We start from the raw sequence: 15,906 nt of genomic DNA, 5'->3' as shown, positions 1-15,906 counted from the left end.
GAGCGTAAGTCCTCCGGCGGCGCGTATCTGCCCCCGCGCGAAGGATCACTCTCAGGTGGTGATCGGCCATGACACGATGCGCTCCATGTCGGTGGTGTCTTCGGTGCGCGTCCCTTACACGTCCTACCTCCGGATCTACGAGCCGCTCGCCGCTTTCGCCGAGCCCGAGCGCAGCCACTGGGCGCGCTACGCGCAACGCGAGGAGCTCCCCACGGCCCAGGACGAACTGCGCCGCTCGCTGGCCGACTTGGTGTCGACGCCGCCGGTCGCGGTGCCCGTGCACGAGAGCGGCGACGCGTTCGTGACGGAGCTGGACGGGGTGGTGTGCGTCTGCCCGTGGCGGACCCGGCTGCGGAGCTGGCTGGCCCTGGAGGAGCTGGGGGGCATGTTTCCGGCCAACGTGCTCGACGCCGTGCTGCCCGCGGTGGTGCGCGGCCAGGCGGCGGCGGACCACGAGCGCTGGCAGCGGCTCCACCCGGACGCGCGGCCGTGGATCCGGACCACGGTGTGGCAGGTCCCGGTGCGCTGGTTCGTCCTCTTCCACGACGAGGAGCGGGAGTACGCGGCGGCGGACGGGGAGGGGGCCGGACCCGTCCTGCGGTACCGCACGCCGATGGTCGAGGCCCGGCGCCGGCTGGCGCGGGCGCTGCGGACGCTGCGGGAGAGCGTTCCGGAAGGGCCGCTGACCGAGGGCCTGGTGGACGTGGGGCGATGGCTGGAGGAGTTCCATCCGCGCTCGCTGGTCGAGCTGGACTACGGGGGCCTCGTCCACGCGCTGTCGGCGGACCGGCTCGCCGGGGACCGGTCGGCGGCGGATGTGGCGGAGGGGCTCGCCGCGCTGCGGGACGGCGACAGCGAGGGCGCGGGCGAGGCGTACGCGCGGCTCGCGGAACGCTGGCGGGCGGTCCGGGACCTCCAGTTCACCAATTGACGTGAAAAGGCCCACAGTGGCATCAAGGCGACGGAACCGGGGCATCCTTCATCCAGGACGAAAGGCCGGGACGCGAGAAGGAGGGAGGAGACACCACGGACGAGCCGTGAACCGACGGACGATCCGTGAACCGATGTTCTGTGAACCGGCGTTCCGTGTGACACGTGAGGTCTCATGGGACGGGTGGGGCAGGGGCGTACGCCGCTGGGCCCGGGACCTACGTCCCGAACCGGGCCTTTGCCTCAAGCGTGATGGACAGCACTAACGGGGCCCTTGCGCCTATCCCTAACCCTCATGCCAAAATAGGACAAGGAGTCCGGGGAGGGCTCCTTCTGTCCAAGTAAGGGCAGAATGCTCGACATTGCACTCTATGGGGGGTCTGACGACTCCTGATCGCTCTGTGACTGATCGTCACCGGGGCGTGACTGTCCGCTATGGCATGGTCCATCGGCTTCCGTCGCTGATGAACACCTGGGAGGGCAATTCCATCGGTTTGGCCGACGTGGCTGGACGGATGGTGTAGTTGTAGTGCCGAGGACAAGCCGTTCGTCCTATAACCGACTCGGCCCGCGTCCGCCATTTCGGGCAACGCGGGTCAAGGTGCAGAATTTAGAGGAAAGAACCGAGAAGGTTCGGTTCTCCCGAGGAGGCCGCTCATGACCGCTCGCACCCCTGATGCCGAGCCGCTGCTGACCCCGGCTGAGGTTGCCACGATGTTCCGCGTGGACCCGAAGACGGTCACCCGTTGGGCCAAGGCTGGCAAGCTCACGTCCATCCGCACGCTCGGTGGACATCGCCGGTACCGCGAGGCAGAGGTCCGCGCACTGCTTGCGGGTATTCCGCAGCAGCGCAGCGAGGCCTGACACACCCCTGCCGACCAGCGATAACAGCAGCACAGCAGTACCGCAGCACAGCACAACATCCGGGCAGCTGCCAGGTCCCCCAACCTCAGTCGCCCACCCATAGCTCCACTCGACGGACGCCTGCCCCAACGGGCGTCATACCTGTGTTCCACGGGTTTTCGTCGTATCGATCGCGCTGGACTCCGCCGGGTCCAGCGCGATCTTTCTGTGCCCGGACGAGGATGCTCCGGCCGGCTCCCGGACCGCCCGGAGGGTCCCTGGACAGCGCTCTCCCGGCCGTTCCCGTACCCGGACCGACTCGCAGTCAGAACCGGGCGGTCGGTCGGCTTCAGCGGGCCGACGGGGGCGTTCGTGGGTCTGTGAGCGGGTCTGTGCGGGAGTGTGGGTGAGCGTCCCGGACGCGGTGGGACAGCCCCGGACGGAACGGTCCCCGCAACTCCACGGACCCCGTGCAATTGCACATATTAAATTCACCAGTTGTAGGGGAGGCGTAAAATCCCCCGGTCTGAAAACTCATTCGGTGACTACCGTCACATCGCCTGATGCTTGCCAACTTCGAGCCTGCCACTGTCCGAACGCGGAGTCACCCGGCCGATGGTCGTGTCGCCGGGGGTCTTTCGTCCTCGCTCCCGCCGACGTCCTGAGGATCCTCGGCCGCTCCTTGGGGCTCCGCGGTCGCCCCGGGCTCCATGGCGAGGCGCAGGAGGCGATGGCAGACCGCGCAGTGCCGGGTGAGATGGCGATAGGAGGAAGCGGCCGCCAGATGGGCGCGCAGCAGCGCGCGGGTCTTGTGTCGTGCTGCGGACGCGGACATGCGAGCCACCTCCCGGTGGGCCCGGCCGTCCCCCGCCGCGAGAAGCGCCGAGGGTACGGATACGGCCTCTGCTTCTACGGGGTACCCGCGGCCGACGAGGCCGTCAAGACGCGAGAAAGCCCGGATCGAAACGATCCGGGCTTTCTCCTACTGCGGTCCTGACGGGATTTGAACCCGCGGCCTCCACCTTGACAGGGTGGCGAGCACTCCAAACTGCTCCACAGGACCAGGTTTTCGCCGCTTGCCTTGCGGCTTGCTGCGAAACCAGACTGTACAGGAGGTGGGAGGCCCAGGTCGACTTCACTCCTGGTGGTGACTCCGTCACCCGCCTCCCGGCCCCCTCCGGCGGCCCCGCGTCAGGGTGCGAGGGCGTCGATCGCCTTCACGATCCGCTTGTCCGAGACGGGGAACGCGGTCCCCAGCGCATGGGCGAAGTAGCTCACCCGCAGCTCCTCGATCATCCAGCGGACGTCCCAAGCCTCCTGCGGCACCGGCCTGCCCTGCGGGAACTGTTCGAGCAGCCACGCGTACTCGTCCTGCATCTCGTGGACCTTCTCCATCCGCGTGGTGTCCCGCTGGACGGCCGTCGGCATCTGCTGGAGCCGCCGGTCCGCCGCCACGAGGTAGCGCATCAGGTCCGGCAGCCGGCGCAGCCCGGTGGCCGTAACGAAACCGGGCGGTACGAGACGGGCCAGCTGCTCCCGTACGTCCGTGACGTTGGCCACCAGCGCCAGGCTGTTCGTCGACTTCAGCCGGCGCTCGCACGCCTGCCACGCGGCCAGGATCTGCTGCACCTGGTCGATCGTGCGGACGGTCAGGTCCACCAGGTCCGCGCGCACCTTGTCGTACAGCGTCCGGAACGCCTTCTCGTCCCACGCGGGCCCCCCGTGCGCGGCGATCAGCCGGTCGGCCGCGGCGGTCGCGCAGTCCTCGAAGAGGGCCTGCACCGAACCGTGCGGGTTACGGGACAGCGCCAGCTTCTGCTGATTGCTCAGCCGGTCCGACGCGAACTTCGCCGGGTTCACCGGGATGTTCAGCATGATCAGCCGCCGGGTGCCGCGCCACATCGCCTGCTGCTGCTCGGCCTCGGTGTCGAAGAGCCGCACCGCCACGGTCTCGCCCTGGTCGACCAGCGCCGGATACGCCTTCACCGGCTGACCGGCCCTGCGGGTCTCGAAGACCTTGTTCAGCGTGCCGATCGTCCAGTCCGTGAGGCCCGAGCGCTCGATGGACTCGCCCGAGGGCCCCGCGGTCGCCGCGGCGGCCTTGGAGAGCGCCTGGCGGGCCTTGGGGCGCAGCTGGAGCTTCAGCGCCTCCAGGTCCTTGTCCTCGGCGACCTTCCGCCGCCGCTCGTCGACGATCCGGAACGTGATCTTGAGGTGGTCCGGGACCCGGGAGAGGTCGAAGTCGTCCGCCGTGACCGGGACCCCGACCATCCGCTGGAGCTCGCGCGCCAGGGTCTGCGGCAGCGGCTCCTGGAGCGGGACCGCCCGGTCCAGGAACTTGTCGGCGTAGTTCGGCGCGGGGACGTAGTGCCGGCGGATCGGCTTCGGCAGCGAGCGGATCAGCTCGGTGACGACCTCCTCGCGCAGCCCCGGGATCTGCCAGTCGAAGCCCTCGGCGGTGACCTGGTTCAGCACCTGGAGCGGCACGTGCACGGTCACACCGTCCGCGTCCGCGCCGGGCTCGAACTGGTACGTCACCTTGAACTTGAGCTTCCCCTGCCGCCAGGAGTCCGGGTAGTCGTCCTTGGTGACGGCCCCGGCCTTCTCGTTGATCAGCATGGAGCGCTCGAAGTCGAGCGCGTCCGGCTCCTCGCGCTTCTTGTGCTTCCACCAGGAGTCGAAGTGCGCCCCGGACACGATGTGTTCGGGAATCCGCCGGTCGTAGAAGTCGAAGAGCGTCTCGTCGTCCACGAGGATGTCGCGGCGCCGGGCCCGGTGCTCCAACTCCTCGACCTCGCCGAGCAGTTTGCGGTTGTCGTGGAAGAACTGGTGGTGGGTGCGCCAGTCGCCCTCGACCAGGGCGTTGCGGATGAACAGATCCCGCGAGGCCTCCTGGTCGATACGTCCGAAATTGACCTTGCGCTGGGCGACGATCGGCACGCCGTAGAGGGTGACCCGCTCGTACGCCATCACCGCCGCCTGGTCCTTCTCCCAGTGCGGCTCGCTGTAGGTGCGCTTCACCAGATGCTGGGCCAGCGGCTCGATCCACTCGGGCTCGACCTTGGCGTTGACCCGCGCCCAGAGCCGGGAGGTCTCCACCAGCTCCGCCGACATCAGGAACCGGGGCTGCTTCTTGAACAGCGCCGAGCCGGGGAAGATCGCGAACTTGGCGCTGCGCGCGCCCAGATACTCGTTCTTCTCGGTGTCCTTCAGCCCGATGTGCGACAGCAGCCCGGCCAGCAGCGACGTGTGCACCGCCTGCTCGGGAATGGACGCCTCCGCCTTAGGCTCCTCGACGGTGATGCCCATCTGCTTGGCGACCGTCCGCAGCTGCGCGTAGATGTCCTGCCACTCGCGGATGCGCAGGAAGTTCAGATACTCCTGCTTGCACATCCGGCGGAACGAGGACGAGCCGCGCTCCTTCTGCTGCTCGCGGACGTACGTCCAGAGATTGAGGAAGGCCAGGAAGTCGGAGGTCTCGTCCTTGAACCGGGCGTGGTTCTGGTCGGCCTGCGTCTGCTTCTCCGCCGGCCGCTCGCGCGGGTCCTGGATGGAGAGCGCGGCGGCGATGACCATGACCTCGCGGGCGCAGCCGTTCTTGTCGGCCTCGATGACCATGCGGGCCAGGCGCGGGTCGACGGGCAGCTGGGAGAGCTTGCGGCCGAGCGGGGTGAGCCGCTTCTTCGGATCCTTCTCGGCGGGGTCGAGCGCTCCCAGTTCCTGGAGGAGCTGCACGCCGTCGCGGATGTTGCGGTGGTCCGGCGGGTCGATGAAGGGGAACTTCTCGATGTCGCCCAGCCCGGCGGCGGTCATCTGGAGGATGACGGAGGCCAGGTTGGTCCGCAGGATCTCCGGGTCGGTGAACTCCGGCCGGGTGACGAAGTCGTCCTCGGAGTACAGCCGGATGCAGATGCCGTCCGACGTACGGCCGCAGCGGCCCTTGCGCTGGTTGGCGCTGGCCTGGGAGATCCGCTCGATCGGCAGCCGCTGGACCTTGGTGCGGTGGCTGTAGCGGGAGATACGGGCGTTGCCCGGGTCGATCACGTACTTGATGCCGGGGACGGTCAGCGAGGTCTCGGCCACGTTGGTCGCGAGGACGATGCGGCGTCCGGTGTGGCGCTGGAACACGCGGTGCTGCTCGGCGTGCGAGAGACGCGCGTAGAGGGGGAGCACCTCGGTATGTCTGAGGTTGCGCTTGTTCAGCGCGTCCGCCGTGTCCCGGATCTCGCGCTCACCGGAGAGGAAGACCAGGACGTCGCCGGGGGCCTCGTGGCCCAGCTCGTCGACGGCGTCGCAGATCGCGGTGATCTGGTCCCGGTCGGAGTCCTCGCTGTCCTCCTCCAGCAACGGGCGATACCGCACCTCGACCGGATACGTCCGCCCGCTGACCTCCACGATCGGGGCGTCCCCGAAATGGCGCGCGAACCGCTCCGGGTCGATCGTCGCGGAGGTGATGACGACCTTCAGATCGGGGCGGCGGGGCAGCAGCCGGGCCAGATAGCCGAGCAGGAAGTCGATGTTGAGGGACCGCTCGTGGGCCTCGTCGATGATGATCGTGTCGTACGCCAGCAGCTCGCGGTCCGTCTGGATCTCGGCGAGCAGGATGCCGTCCGTCATCAGCTTCAGATACGTCGACTCCGGGTTCACCTGGTCGGTGAAGCGGACCTTCCAGCCGACCGTCTCGCCCAACGGCGTCTTCAGCTCGTCCGCGACGCGCTCCGCGACCGTACGGGCGGCGATCCGGCGGGGCTGGGTGTGCCCGATCATGCCCCGGACGCCGCGTCCCAGCTCCATACAGATCTTCGGGAGCTGCGTGGTCTTGCCGGACCCGGTCTCCCCGGCGACGATCACGACCTGGTGGTCGCGTATCGCCTCCAGGATCTCGTCCTTCTTCTGGCTGACCGGCAGCTCTTCCGGGTACGACAGGGCGGGCAGCCGGGCCGCGCGCGCCGCGAGCCGGTCGGCCGCCTTTCCCGCCTCGGCCGCGATCTCGTCCAGCACGGACTGGCGGGCCTCGGGCTTGCGGATGCGGCGCGCTCCTTCGAGGCGCCGGCCGAGCCGGTTCGCGTCGCGGAGCGAGAGCTGACCGAGCTGGGACTGGAGATCGGCGAAGGAAGTAGACATACGGATCCCAGGATCTCACCCGGGCCCGGCCGGTGGCGACCTCATTTCGCGCGGGCTGCGTCACGCGGCACGTACCATTTCGGGCAGTCGAACGCCCCGTAACCGCCGTCGCGCGAGAAAGGCCCGGTCCCGTGTCCCGTACACAGTGGTGGAGCCTGACGGCGCTGCTCGCAGTGGTGCTGGGGCTGCTGTGCGGGCCGACGGCCTTCGCGTCCGCCGGACCGGGCACCCCCGCCGCGCCGGTGGCGCGCGTGGCGCAGGCGCAGACCCTCGCGACCGTGGCCGACGCCCCGGCCCCCGTGGCCGAGGCCACCGGCGAGCGCGCCCCGGTCCCCGGCTGCGGGAAGCTCCGTGACCACGACGGTGAGCCCGCCGTCCCCTCCCGCGCCCGGTCCGCCCACGACCACGCCCCGGGTCTCGCACCGTGGGGTCTGCCCGCCGCGACGGGCGCGCTGCCGGCCGAGCCGCCGCCGGGGATACGGGCCCGCGCCCCGCTTCCGTACACCCCGACCCCCGTCGAACTCTCCGTGCTGAGGGTGTAGGGGGCGTCCGGCGGGCAATCGCCCGCCCCGCACCCTCCGCCCCTTCCTCCCGCATCACCAGCACGGAGTGCCGCATGCCCACGCCCAAGAACCCGAAGCCCTCGCAGCCCTCGAAGTCCGCGAACCCGCGCAAGCCCCTCGTCTACGGCGCGGTGGTCGTCGTCGCGGCCGGTCTCCTCGGCTTCGCCTCGTACAAGGCCACCGCCCCCGACGACACCGCGAAGGACACCACCGCCACCGGCCCCGCCGCCGAGGTCTCCGCCGACCCGGACGCGGGCGTCTACCCGGAGCTGGAGAAGCTCGCCCGCCGGGACGCCGACGACAAGCTGGCCATCGGCCAGGCGGACGCCCCGGTCGTCCTGATCGAATACGCCGACTTCAAGTGCGGCTACTGCGGCAAGTTCGCCCGGGACACCGAGCCGAAGCTGATCGAGAAGTACGTGAAGGACGGCACGCTGCGCATCGAGTGGCGCAATTTCCCGATCTTCGGCGAGGAGTCCGAGAACGCCGCCCGCGGCGCCTGGGCCGCCGGGCAGCAGAACCGCTTCTGGGAGTTCCACCGGGCCGCCTACGCCGAAGGGGCGAAGGAGAAGGGCTTCGGCAAGGACCGGGTGAAGGCGCTCGCCGAGGAGGCCGGGGTGAAGGACCTGGACCGGTTCATGGAGGACCTCGACGGCGACGCGGCCCGTGCGTCGGTCAAGAAGGACCAGGAGCAGGCGTACGGGATCGGCGCCACCTCCACCCCGTCGTTCCTCATCAACGGCCGCCCGATCGCGGGCGCCCAGCCGGACGAGACGTTCACCCGGGCCATCGAGGCCGCCGCCGAGCGGGCGAAGACCACGGGGGCGGCGGGCCAGGCCGGGGAGCCCGCCAAGTGACGGCGGACATCGGCTACTTCGCGGCCTTCCTCGGCGGGCTGCTCGCCCTGGTCAGCCCGTGCAGCGCGCTGCTGCTCCCGGCCTTCTTCGCGTACTCCATCGACTCCACGTCCCGGCTGCTGGCCCGTACCGGCATCTTCTACGCCGGTCTCGCCACCACCCTCGTGCCGCTCGGCGCGGCCGGTTCGTACGCCGGGCGGCTGTTCTACGGGCACCGTGACGCCCTCGTCACGGGCGCGGGCTGGCTGATCATCGTGCTCGGTCTCGCGCAGATCGTCGGCCTCGGCTTCGCCTCCCGGCGGATGGCCGAGCTCAGCGGCCGGATCCGCCCCACCACCGCGTTCTCCGTCTACGCGCTGGGCGCGGTCTACGGCCTGGCCGGATTCTGCGCGGGCCCGATCCTCGGCAGCGTCCTGACCGTCGCGGCGGTCAGCGGCAGCCCGGTCTACGGCGGGCTGCTGCTGGCGGTCTACGCGCTCGGGATGGCCGTCCCCCTCTTCGTCCTCGCCCTGCTGTGGGAACGCTTCGACCTCGGCCGCCGCACCTGGCTGCGCGGCCGGACCGTCCGGCTCGGCCGGTTCGAGCTGCACACCACATCGCTGCTGTCGGGGCTGTTCTTCATCGGCCTCGGCGCGCTGTTCCTCGTCTACGACGGGACGACCGCGCTGCCCGGCCTGCTCGGGGTCGACGACTCGTTCGCGGTCGAGCAGTGGGCGCAGAAGCTCGGCGAACGGGTGCCGGACGGGGTGGCGCTGGTCGCGGTGGTGCTCGTGGCGCTGCTGGTCCTGGGCGTACGGGCCTGGCGGCGGCGCGACGCCGGCGTACCGGCGGAGGAGAAGGAGCAGGAGGAGCACGCCGGGACCGAGAAGGTGTGACACGGCGAAGGCCCCGTCCGGGGGACGGGGCCTTCGAGAAGTGGCTGGGGCCGGGATCGAACCGGCGACCTATCGCTTTTCAGGCGATCGCTCGTACCAACTGAGCTACCCAGCCACGCAGCCGCTGGGGCTGCAAGCGGTCCTGACGGGATTTGAACCCGCGGCCTCCACCTTGACAGGGTGGCGAGCACTCCAAACTGCTCCACAGGACCAAGCAATGCGCGAAACAAGTCTCGCACACGGTGAAACGTGCCCCCAACGGGATTCGAACCCGTGCTACCGCCTTGAAAGGGCGGCGTCCTGGGCCACTAGACGATGAGGGCTATTGGCCCGCCGGTTCGCTTTGCAGCGCGTCGGGGACGTGAGAAGCATATGGGATGGGTGGAGCTATCGCCAAAACGGTTTACGGCGATGGGGTCGGGCGCGTTCCGGAGCCCGTCGGGGACGGGCTCGAAGAGGGCGACGAGGACGCGGACGACGGCGCCGGGGAGGGGGAGGCGGGGGAGTCCTTCTTCAGGTTCTCCTCCGGGAGATGGCGGCTGACCTCGGCGGTCGTCAGCCCGAGACCGCCGAGCGTGATCTCGTCCCAGGCCTGGAGCCGGCGGGTGGAGCGGTCCAGGTAGAGCACCGAGGCGTGCACCTTCTCCGGCTTCTCGTTCTGCACGGCGCGCAGCCCGCCGCCGCCCGTGGAGCCCTCGACCTTGAGCCGGGTGCCGAGCTTCAGCTGTTCGTTGATCCGGCGGTGGAGGTGGCCGGAGAGCACCAGCGGGACCGTGCCGTCGGTCTCCCGGGCGGTGTTCGGGTCGTGGGCGACGGCGATGTCGACCGGGGTGCCCGCGCGCTCCTGGTCGCGCAGCGCGGAGGCCAGGCGCGCGCCTTCGAGCTGGGCGGCCGCCTTGCCGCCGACCGGGGCGGTCCGGTCCGGGGTGAAGGAGGCGTCGCCGGTGCCCGCGATGCGCAGCCCGCCGACGTTCACCGCCTTGCCGTCGTCGAGGACGCGGACGTTCCGGAACTTCTCCAGGTAGTCCTGGGTGACGGTCGAGTCGTGGTTGCCGCGCACCCAGACGTAGGGCGCGCCGAGGTCGCGGATCGGGTCGAGGAAGCCGTTCTCGGCGGCGGAGCCGTGGTCCATCGTGTCGCCGGAGTCGATGATCACGTCGATCTCGTACTGCTCGACGAGCGAGGCGATGATGTGCCAGGCCGCCGGGTTGAGATGGATGTCGGAGACGTGCAGGGCCCGGATGGTGCCGGGGTCGGGCTGGTAGACGGGGAGCGTGGAGGTCGCGTCGTACAGCTTGGTCACGTTGGTGACCAGGCGGGCCAGCTCCTGCTGGTAGATGTCGAACTCGGTGACGATCGAGCGGGCGTCGCCGACCAGGGACGGGGCGCTGGAGAGCAGCCCGGAGAACTTCGGCTCCAGGACGGACTTCGGGTTCCAGGTGGCGTACGCGCTGACGCCGGACGCGGCCAGCAGGGCGAGGGCGAGCCCGCCGGCGGCCAGGGCGCGGCGGGGGCGGCGGTAGACGACGAGGCCGAGGGCGGTCGCGCCGGAGATCACGGCGACGCAGGAGCGCACGGCCAGCTCCCCGGTCCCGGCGGCGACGTCCCGGGTGACCTCGTCCTGGAGGCCGGAGAACCGTTCCGGCTGGTCGACCAGGGCCTGGGAGCGCTCGGGGTCGAGGCGGTCCACGTCCACGTCGAGCCGCAGCGGCGCGATGTGCGAGTCCAGCTCCAGGGCGCCGAGCGGGGCAACGTTGATCTTGCTGCCGCCGGTGAGGGAGGGGCGGAGCGTCATGTTGGTGTCCATGGGGCCGACCGGCGTACGGACGGAGCCCACGGCGAGCAGTCCCAGCCAGGCTCCCAGCACGACGACGGCGAGCATGCCGAGCGCGCGGAGCCAGGGGCGCGGGGCGGGGGCCGCCAGGTCGCCGGGGACCGGCGTGCGGGGTGCCTTCGGGCCGCCTCCGGCCGCCGCGCGGGGCGCTTTCGGGGCGGTGGCACGGGGCCGGGACGCCGGGCGGGCGAGCCGGCTGAGGCGGTGCCGGACGCGGTCGGCTGCGGCACGGAACGGGACGCGGACCATTGGGCCCGTATGCCCCGGTACGGCCTTCGCCATGCCGGGCGGCGCCACCGGTCATGCGTCCGTACGGACCCGGTCTCCGCGATGCCGGGCGGTGGCCATCTGCCCGTACCCGTCCCCCGTACGGGACAATGGCCGGGTGCTGGAGATGACGCGCGAACAGTTCGAGGAGCTGGTGAGCCAGGCTCTGGACCGGATTCCGCCGGAGCTGACGCGGCTGATGGACAACGTGGCGGTGTTCGTCGAGGACGAACCGGACCCAGGCGACCCCGATCTGCTCGGGCTCTACGAGGGCACCCCGCTCACCGACCGCGGCGAGTGGTACGCCGGAGTGCTGCCGGACCGGATCACCATCTACCGGGGCCCGACGCTGCGGATGTGCGAGACGCAGGAGGACGTCGTCGCGGAGACCGAGATCACCGTGGTCCACGAGATCGCCCACCACTTCGGCATCGACGACGAGCGGCTGCACGCCCTGGGGTACGGATGAGCGAGCAGGAACCGCGGGAGCTGCCGGAGCCCGGTCCGCCGTCCGCGCCGCAGGGCCGGGTGCTGGCGGCGGTCGCGGCCGGCGGCGCGCTCGGCGCCCTCGCCCGGTACGGGGCGCTCGTGCTGTGGCCGGCACCCGGTCACGGGTTCCCGTGGACGGTGTTCGTCGTCAACGTGACGGGCTGCGCCCTCATCGGCGTCCTGATGGTGCTGACCGTCGAGCGGGGCCGGGTGACCCACCCGCTGGTGCGGCCCTTCCTCGGCGTCGGGGTGCTCGGCGGCTACACGACCTTCTCGACGTACGCGGCGGACGTCTCGGGCCTGCTGGTCCGTCAGGAGATCGCGGTGGCGACGGCGTACACGGTGGCGACGGCGGTGGCCGCGCTCGGATCGGTGTGGGCGGCGGCCGTGGCCACCCGGGTCTGGCTGGACCGGGACGCGCGGCCGACCGGGGGACCGGGCGCGCGGGACGCGGGGCGGACGGCGTGACCTGGCTGCTGGTGGCGATCGGTGGCGCGGTGGGCGCGCCCCTGCGCTATCTGACGGACCGTGCGGTGCAGAAGTACCAGGGGCCGGGCGTCCCGTACGTCTTCCCGTGGGGCACCTTCACGGCGAACATCGCGGGCAGCCTGCTGCTCGGCGTGCTGACCGGCGCCGCTGTCTCCTCCCCGGTGCACGCGCTGCTGGCGACGGGCCTGTGCGGGGCGCTGACGACGTACTCGACGTTCTCTTACGAGACCCTCCGCCTGGCCGAGACGGGCCGCGCCTTCCTGGCCGCGGCCAATATGCTGGCGTCCCTGCTGGCAGGTCTGGGCGCGGTGTTCCTGGGGGCGGAGCTGGCGGGCGGGTTCGGGGGGTAGCGGGCTTCGTGCGGTGAGGGCACGTGCGGGGCGTTGCGGTTTCGGGCGTGTCTCCGGCGGGGTCGGGGGAGTTGGGCACGGTGCGAAGCCTCGCTCCGGCGTCGCGGGCTCCACCCCTCGCCACGCTTCCGCTCCCTCGCCCCGGAGGTGCCCCTCGTGCGCCAGTTCCCCGCCCCTGTCCGCTGGGCAGCCGTCACCGCGCTGACGATCGCCGCGTCCACCGGCTGCATGAGCGTCGGAGAGGACGGCGCCGGAGGCCCGGGCCCCACGCGGTCCGCGGGCCCGAAGGGCTCCGCCGCCGATCCGGCCGGGGACACGGTTCCCGGCTCCGGACAGTCCGGGGGGCGTGGCGGGGGCGCCCACCCCCACTCGGACCGGGGCGCTCCCGGCGGCAGCCCGCGCCCGGACGCCTCCGGGGCCACGCCGTCGGCCACCTCCAAGGACGCCCGCCCGGAACCGGCCGCCCCCGGGCAGCCCACCCGTGGCAGCGGCGGCGCGACGCAGCCCACGCCGACGCCCTCGACGCCGGGGCCGGGGGAGCCGCCGCCGGTCACCCCGGAGCCGCCGGCCCCGCCGACGACCGCCCCGGACCCGGACCCCGAGCCGGAGCCCACCGATCCGCCGGAGCCGCCGCCGTCGGCGTCGCCCGCCGCGCAGTTCCGGGCACAGGGGACAGGCGGGCCGAAGCCGGTCGGCCCGCTGCGGACGCCGGAGGCATCGCCGCAGGTGGGGCCGGTGTAGTCGGCGTCACAGCGAGGGTGGTTTGCGCAAGGTGGGTGAGAGTGCGTATGGTGGTAGATCGTTTGATCCCATTGCCCGGCGCCGACACAGAAGAGCGCCGTGTGGCGCGTACTCTCCCTTGCCGTGGCTGGACCGCATTGAGGCGGTCGAAATTGCGAATCACGGAGTTATGGGCGCGTGCCGAGACTCCGGAAGGTTTCGCATTTCGCATGTCAATTTCCAGTTCTGACCGCACCGTCATGCCCGAGAACGTCGACAACGCCGAGCTCGCCGAGCTGGTCGAGTCCGCCGTGACCGAGGCCCCCGCCGGTGCGACCGCCCCGGCCGCCGAGGAGGCCCCTGAGGCCGAGGCGTCCGACTCCTCCGAGGCCTCCGCCGAGCCGACCGTCACCTTCGGCGACCTGGGCCTGCCCGAGGGCATCGTCCGCAAGCTCGCGCAGAACGGCGTCACCACCCCCTTCCCGATCCAGGCGGCGACCATCCCGGACGCCCTGGCCGGCAAGGACATCCTCGGCCGTGGCCGTACGGGCTCCGGCAAGACCCTCTCCTTCGGTCTGCCCACCCTGTCCGCGCTGGCCGGTGGCCGCACCGAGAAGAAGAAGCCCCGCGCCGTCATCCTCACCCCGACCCGTGAGCTCGCGATGCAGGTCGCGGACGCCCTCCAGCCGTACGGCGACGTGCTCGGCCTGAAGATGAAGGTCGTCTGCGGCGGTACGTCGATGGGCAACCAGATCTACGCCCTGGAGCGCGGCGTCGACGTCCTCGTCGCCACCCCGGGCCGGCTGCGCGACATCATCAACCGCGGCGCCTGCTCCCTGGAGGACGTCCAGGTCGCCGTCCTCGACGAGGCCGACCAGATGTCGGACCTGGGCTTCCTGCCCGAGGTCACCGAGCTGCTCGACCAGGTCCCGGCCGGCGGTCAGCGGATGCTCTTCTCCGCCACCATGGAGAACGAGATCGGCACGCTGGTCAAGCGCTACCTCTCCAACCCGGTCACGCACGAGGTCGACAGCGCCCAGGGCAACGTCACGACCATGTCGCACCACGTCCTCGTCGTGAAGCCGAAGGACAAGGCGCCGGTCACGGCCGCCATCGCCGCCCGCAAGGGCCGCACCATCATCTTCGTCCGCACCCAGCTGGGCGCGGACCGCATCGCCGAGCAGCTCATCGAGTCCGGCGTGAAGGCCGACGCGCTGCACGGCGGCATGACCCAGGGTGCCCGTACGCGGGTCCTGGAGGACTTCAAGAAGGGCTACGTCAACGCGCTCGTCGCGACCGACGTCGCCGCCCGCGGTATCCACGTGGACGGCATCGACCTGGTCCTGAACGTGGACCCGGCCGGCGACCACAAGGACTACCTGCACCGCTCGGGCCGTACCGCCCGCGCCGGCAAGTCCGGTGTCGTCGTCTCGCTGGCGCTCCCGCACCAGCGCCGCCAGATCTTCCGCCTGATGGAGGACGCGGGCGTCGACGCCTCGCGCCACATCGTCCAGGGCGCGGGCGTCTTCGAGCCGGAGGTCGCCGAGATCACCGGCGCCCGTTCGCTCACCGAGGTCCAGGCCGACTCCGCGAACAACGCCGCCAAGCAGGCCGAGCGCGAGGCCGCCGACCTGACGAAGCAGCTGGAGCGCGTCCAGCGCCGCGCCGTCGAGCTCCGCGAGGAGGCCGACCGCCTGGTCGCCCGTGCCGCCCGCGAGCGGGGCGACGACCCGGAGGCCGCGGTGGCCGAGGTCACCGCCGAGGCGGAGGCCGCCCTCGTGGCCGCCATCTCCGTCCCCGAACAGCCGGCCGCCCGCGACGAGCAGCGCCGCGACGAGCGGGGCAACTACGAGCGCCGCGACAACCGCGGTGGCGACCGTGGCGGCTACCGCGGCAACGACCGCCGCGACGACCGCCCGTCGGGTGGCTTCCGCTCCGGTGGCGACCGCCGCGATGACCGTGGTGGCCGTTCCTTCGAGCGTCGTGACAACGACCGTCCGTCGTTCCGTGACCGTCGTGACGACCGCCCGTCGGGTGGCTTCCGCTCCGGTGGCGACCGCCGCGATGACCGTGGTGGCCGTTCCTTCGAGCGTCGTGACAACGACCGTCCGTCGTTCCGTGACCGTCGTGACGACCGCCCGTCGGGTGGCTTCCGCTCCGGTGGCGACCGCCGTGACGACCGTGGTGGCCGTTCCTTCGAGCGCCGCGACGACCGCCCGTCGTTCAACCGCGACCGCCGCGACGACCGCCCCTCCGGCGGTTACCGCTCCGGCGGCAGCGACCGCCCGTTCAACCGCGACCGCCGTGACGACCGCCCGTCGGGTGGCTTCCGCTCCGGCGGCAGCGACCGCCCGACCGGCCGCCGTGACGACCACCGTGGCGCCAACACCGGCTCGTTCGGCCGCCGCGACGACAAGCCGCGCTGGAAGCGCAACGGCTGACCCCCGCCCGGCCGGCCCCCGGCCGAGCAGGTCCGCCTGACAGACCGGCAGGGCCCGTACGCCACCGAACCGACTCGGTGACGTACGGGCCCTGTTGCTGTTCCCGACCCCGTGAGAACCGCTT

Annotated in this window: 13 protein-coding genes and 4 tRNA genes; 10 read left to right on the top strand and 7 right to left on the bottom strand. The window is 71.4% G+C overall.

Annotated features, from left to right (window positions below; all coding sequences use genetic code 11):
* Window positions 1-85 precede the first annotated feature (85 nt).
* Both IE140_RS10450 and bldC read left to right on the top strand, forming a co-directional pair.
* Window positions 86-931 (top strand): DUF8083 family protein, encoded by an 846-nt coding sequence (locus IE140_RS10450; protein WP_093440775.1) that lies wholly within the window; start codon window positions 86-88, stop codon window positions 929-931.
* Window positions 932-1,587: 656 nt separating this feature from the next.
* The gene (bldC, locus tag IE140_RS10445) at window positions 1,588-1,794 is read left to right on the top strand and encodes a developmental transcriptional regulator BldC (protein WP_003949541.1); all 207 of its coding nucleotides are present in this window, start codon (window positions 1,588-1,590) and stop codon (window positions 1,792-1,794) included.
* A 583-nt stretch (window positions 1,795-2,377) separates the two neighbouring features.
* Here the strand turns inward: bldC and IE140_RS10440 are convergent.
* The 3 genes from IE140_RS10440 to hrpA all read right to left on the bottom strand — a co-directional run bounded on the left by IE140_RS10440 (window position 2,378) and on the right by hrpA (window position 6,897).
* Window positions 2,378-2,608: a DUF6274 family protein gene (locus tag IE140_RS10440; RefSeq protein ID WP_150195953.1), complete on the bottom strand. Its 231-nt coding sequence runs from the start codon at window positions 2,606-2,608 to the stop codon at window positions 2,378-2,380.
* A gap of 153 nt (window positions 2,609-2,761) precedes the next feature.
* Window positions 2,762-2,836: transfer RNA gene (locus IE140_RS10435), tRNA-Asp, on the bottom strand.
* A 128-nt stretch (window positions 2,837-2,964) separates the two neighbouring features.
* Window positions 2,965-6,897: an ATP-dependent RNA helicase HrpA gene (hrpA, locus tag IE140_RS10430; protein ID WP_150195955.1), complete on the bottom strand. Its 3,933-nt coding sequence runs from the start codon at window positions 6,895-6,897 to the stop codon at window positions 2,965-2,967.
* A 131-nt stretch (window positions 6,898-7,028) separates the two neighbouring features.
* On the opposite strand from hrpA, the gene IE140_RS10425 reads away from it, so the two are divergent.
* From IE140_RS10425 to IE140_RS10415, 3 genes are all read left to right on the top strand, one after another.
* A complete protein-coding gene (locus IE140_RS10425; RefSeq protein WP_109179218.1) occupies window positions 7,029-7,439 on the top strand; it encodes a hypothetical protein in 411 nt (136 codons plus the stop codon).
* A gap of 74 nt (window positions 7,440-7,513) precedes the next feature.
* Window positions 7,514-8,317, top strand: coding sequence for a DsbA family protein (locus tag IE140_RS10420; RefSeq protein ID WP_150195958.1), 804 nt, complete (start codon window positions 7,514-7,516; stop codon window positions 8,315-8,317).
* Complete coding sequence (locus tag IE140_RS10415) at window positions 8,314-9,192, top strand: cytochrome c biogenesis CcdA family protein (protein ID WP_150195960.1); 879 nt, start codon at window positions 8,314-8,316, stop codon at window positions 9,190-9,192. The genes IE140_RS10420 and IE140_RS10415 overlap by 4 nt, the downstream gene beginning before the upstream one ends.
* Before the next feature lie 41 nt (window positions 9,193-9,233).
* Here the strand turns inward: IE140_RS10415 and IE140_RS10410 are convergent.
* The 4 genes from IE140_RS10410 to IE140_RS10395 all read right to left on the bottom strand — a co-directional run bounded on the left by IE140_RS10410 (window position 9,234) and on the right by IE140_RS10395 (window position 11,275).
* Window positions 9,234-9,307, bottom strand: a tRNA-Phe gene (locus IE140_RS10410).
* A 22-nt stretch (window positions 9,308-9,329) separates the two neighbouring features.
* Window positions 9,330-9,404, bottom strand: a tRNA-Asp gene (locus tag IE140_RS10405).
* 38 nt (window positions 9,405-9,442) lie between these two features.
* Window positions 9,443-9,515 (bottom strand) — tRNA-Glu (locus IE140_RS10400).
* Window positions 9,516-9,595: 80 nt separating this feature from the next.
* Window positions 9,596-11,275 carry a metallophosphoesterase family protein gene (locus tag IE140_RS10395; protein WP_093440743.1) on the bottom strand — a complete coding sequence of 560 codons (1,680 nt, stop codon included), beginning with the start codon at window positions 11,273-11,275 and terminating at the stop codon, window positions 9,596-9,598.
* Window positions 11,276-11,411: 136 nt separating this feature from the next.
* Between IE140_RS10395 and IE140_RS10390 the strand changes: the two genes are divergently transcribed.
* The 5 genes from IE140_RS10390 to IE140_RS10370 all read left to right on the top strand — a co-directional run bounded on the left by IE140_RS10390 (window position 11,412) and on the right by IE140_RS10370 (window position 15,782).
* Complete coding sequence (locus IE140_RS10390) at window positions 11,412-11,762, top strand: metallopeptidase family protein (protein ID WP_006125792.1); 351 nt, start codon at window positions 11,412-11,414, stop codon at window positions 11,760-11,762.
* On the top strand, window positions 11,759-12,250 hold the full coding sequence (locus tag IE140_RS10385; RefSeq protein ID WP_150195962.1) for a FluC/FEX family fluoride channel: 492 nt from the start codon (window positions 11,759-11,761) through the stop codon (window positions 12,248-12,250). Before IE140_RS10390 ends, IE140_RS10385 begins: the two co-directional genes overlap by 4 nt.
* On the top strand, window positions 12,247-12,621 hold the full coding sequence (gene crcB, locus IE140_RS10380; protein ID WP_189460319.1) for a fluoride efflux transporter CrcB: 375 nt from the start codon (window positions 12,247-12,249) through the stop codon (window positions 12,619-12,621). The genes IE140_RS10385 and crcB overlap by 4 nt, the downstream gene beginning before the upstream one ends.
* Before the next feature lie 156 nt (window positions 12,622-12,777).
* On the top strand, window positions 12,778-13,362 hold the full coding sequence (locus tag IE140_RS10375) for a hypothetical protein (RefSeq protein WP_150196366.1): 585 nt from the start codon (window positions 12,778-12,780) through the stop codon (window positions 13,360-13,362).
* A 239-nt stretch (window positions 13,363-13,601) separates the two neighbouring features.
* On the top strand, window positions 13,602-15,782 hold the full coding sequence (locus IE140_RS10370; RefSeq protein ID WP_189460317.1) for a DEAD/DEAH box helicase: 2,181 nt from the start codon (window positions 13,602-13,604) through the stop codon (window positions 15,780-15,782).
* Window positions 15,783-15,906 lie beyond the last annotated feature (124 nt).

The sequence above is a fragment of the Streptomyces parvus genome, from assembly GCF_014648875.1.
Taxonomy (GTDB): domain Bacteria; phylum Actinomycetota; class Actinomycetes; order Streptomycetales; family Streptomycetaceae; genus Streptomyces; species Streptomyces parvus.
Note: the sequence above shows the minus strand (reverse complement) of the source record. Positions and strands in the feature narration are given on the sequence as shown.

Bases quoted from the DNA above. Each gene is read 5' to 3' on its own strand.
- IE140_RS10450 (WP_093440775.1), top strand. From the start codon at position 86: ATGTCGGTGGTGTCTTCGGTGCGCGTCCCTTACACGTCCTACCTCCGG.
- bldC (WP_003949541.1), top strand. From the start codon at position 1,588: ATGACCGCTCGCACCCCTGATGCCGAGCCGCTGCTGACCCCGGCTGAG.
- IE140_RS10440 (WP_150195953.1), bottom strand. From the start codon at position 2,608: ATGTCCGCGTCCGCAGCACGACACAAGACCCGCGCGCTGCTGCGCGCC.
- hrpA (WP_150195955.1), bottom strand. From the start codon at position 6,897: ATGTCTACTTCCTTCGCCGATCTCCAGTCCCAGCTCGGTCAGCTCTCG.
- IE140_RS10420 (WP_150195958.1), top strand. From the start codon at position 7,514: ATGCCCACGCCCAAGAACCCGAAGCCCTCGCAGCCCTCGAAGTCCGCG.
- IE140_RS10395 (WP_093440743.1), bottom strand. From the start codon at position 11,275: ATGGTCCGCGTCCCGTTCCGTGCCGCAGCCGACCGCGTCCGGCACCGC.
- IE140_RS10385 (WP_150195962.1), top strand. From the start codon at position 11,759: ATGAGCGAGCAGGAACCGCGGGAGCTGCCGGAGCCCGGTCCGCCGTCC.
- IE140_RS10370 (WP_189460317.1), top strand. From the start codon at position 13,602: ATGCCCGAGAACGTCGACAACGCCGAGCTCGCCGAGCTGGTCGAGTCC.